At 67.5% G+C, this 1,948-nt stretch carries 1 protein-coding gene and 1 pseudogene; both read right to left on the bottom strand.

The annotated features are described in order from the left end of the window. Window positions 1-1,034: pseudogene (locus R1101_RS0122320) on the bottom strand (anibiotic ABC transporter); the annotation flags it as partial. A 16-nt stretch (window positions 1,035-1,050) separates the two neighbouring features. Further along, on the bottom strand, window positions 1,051-1,948 hold an 898-nt coding region (locus R1101_RS28195; protein WP_016935441.1), incomplete at its 5' end, for an ABC transporter ATP-binding protein.

Genomic DNA, 1,948 nt, shown 5'->3' with positions numbered 1-1,948 from the left:
CCTCCGAGCTGCTTCATGAGGTCGACGACCCCGCCGCCCTCGTCGAGAAAGTCGTTCATCTCGTCGGCCACGCTGCCGTAGGTCGCGGCCAGGATCACGAGACCGACCGCCCACCACAGCAGCGTGGTGCGTTGCAGCCGCCAGGCGAGACCGAAGGCCGTCGGCAACCGCTCGGCCGCACGGGCAGGTCCCGGACGCGACTGCATCAATCCGGCACCGAAATCCCGTCGCTCCGTCAGGGCATATGCGAGCCCGACCATCACGACCACGAACACCACGAACAGTTGCAGGATCCACCATGCGTTCGCGTCGAACGGCCGGATCTGCTGGGCCCATCCGATCGGCGACAGCCACGACAGCCACATGCTCGTGACGCGAACACCGGACGGATCCACCGTGCCGGCACTGTCACCGATCGCACGCAGCAGGAAAGCCGCGCCGAGGGCGGCACCGGCGAGCCCGTTCGCCGCCCGAGCTCCCTCGGCGATCTGGGCGGTCACAGCGGCGACGGCCGCGAAGGCGAGACCGGCGGCACCGGTTGCGACACCGAGGGCCACGGATCCGTCCACGGGCAATCCGAAAGCGATGGACACGACGCTCGACAGCACCGCCAGCGCCAGATTCGCCCCGGCGGTGACGGCCAGAGCTGCGGTGAGCATCGCGCGTCGGCCGACGACGTTGGCGCCCACCAACTCCGCTCGACCGGTCTCCTCGTTCTGCCGCGTGTGCCGCACCATCGCCAGCGTGCTCATCAATCCGGCGGCCAGCGCGAGGAACAACAGCGTCTGCGCGGCGACCACCGCCCCCAGGCTGTCCCCCGACACCAGACCGTTGGTGGCGAGCACCACCGGCGAGACCGCAGAACTCACCGCAAGCACGTGCAGATCCTGCTGCGTGGGATACAAACCCTCGAGGCTCGACACCGACACCGTGTAGACGACCGTGATCGCTGCCAACCACACCGGCAGCTGCACCCGGTCGCGGCGCGCGGCGAGCCGTATCAGGTGGCCGGTTCCGACGAATGCCGCACTCATGACGGATCCGGCTCCTTCACCGCGGTGCGGAGCGTGTTCCGGGTGCATGGTTGTGCTCACCCGGCAGATCGTCGCCGTAGTGCCGCAGGAACAGTTCTTCGAGAGTGGGCGGAGTACTCGTCAGCGAGGTCAGACCGAATCCGAGCAGTTCGCGCAACACCGCTTCGAGATGTCCGGTGTCGACTTCGAAGCGCACGGTGTGGTCGTGCGCGTCCAGATCGTGCACCCCCTCGATCGTCTCGAGGCCCACCGCCGGGCGAACGGTTTCGGCGGTCACCGACGTGCGGGTCAGGTGGCGCAGTTCGGCGAGTGTGCCCGACTCGACGGTGCGGCCACGACGGATGATGGTCACGCGGTCGCACAATGCCTCCACTTCCGCCAGGATGTGGCTAGACAGCAACACCGAGCAGCCGAGAGCAACCATGTCGCGCACGCAGTCCCGGAAAACCTCCTCCTTGAGAGGGTCGAGACCGGAGGTGGGCTCGTCGAACAGGAACAGGTCCACGTCCGAGGCCAGCGCTGCAACGATCGCGACCTTCTGCCGGTTGCCTCGTGAATACGTCCGCACCTTCTTCGTCGGATCCAGTTCGAATCGTTCGACGAGATCGGCGCGTCGCGGCTCGTTCAGACCTCCCCGAAGTCCGGCCAGGAGATCGATCGCCTCCCCGCCGGTCAGGTTCGGCCAGAGGTTGACGTCTCCCGGCACGTAGGCCAGACGCCGGTGCAGCGACACCGCCTCACGCCACGGGTCGCCACCGAGCAGTGACACTTCTCCGGAGTCGGCACGAAGCAATCCGAGCAGGATCCGGATGGTCGTGGACTTGCCGGACCCGTTGGGTCCCAGAAAACCGTGCACCTCACCGGGACGGACCTCGAGATCGAGGCCGTCGAGCGCGCGGGTCGTGCCGAACGTC

This window comes from Rhodococcus sp. R1101, from assembly GCF_000278445.1.
Lineage (GTDB): Bacteria > Actinomycetota > Actinomycetes > Mycobacteriales > Mycobacteriaceae > Rhodococcus > Rhodococcus gordoniae.
This window is presented reverse-complemented; position numbering and strand designations above follow the sequence as displayed.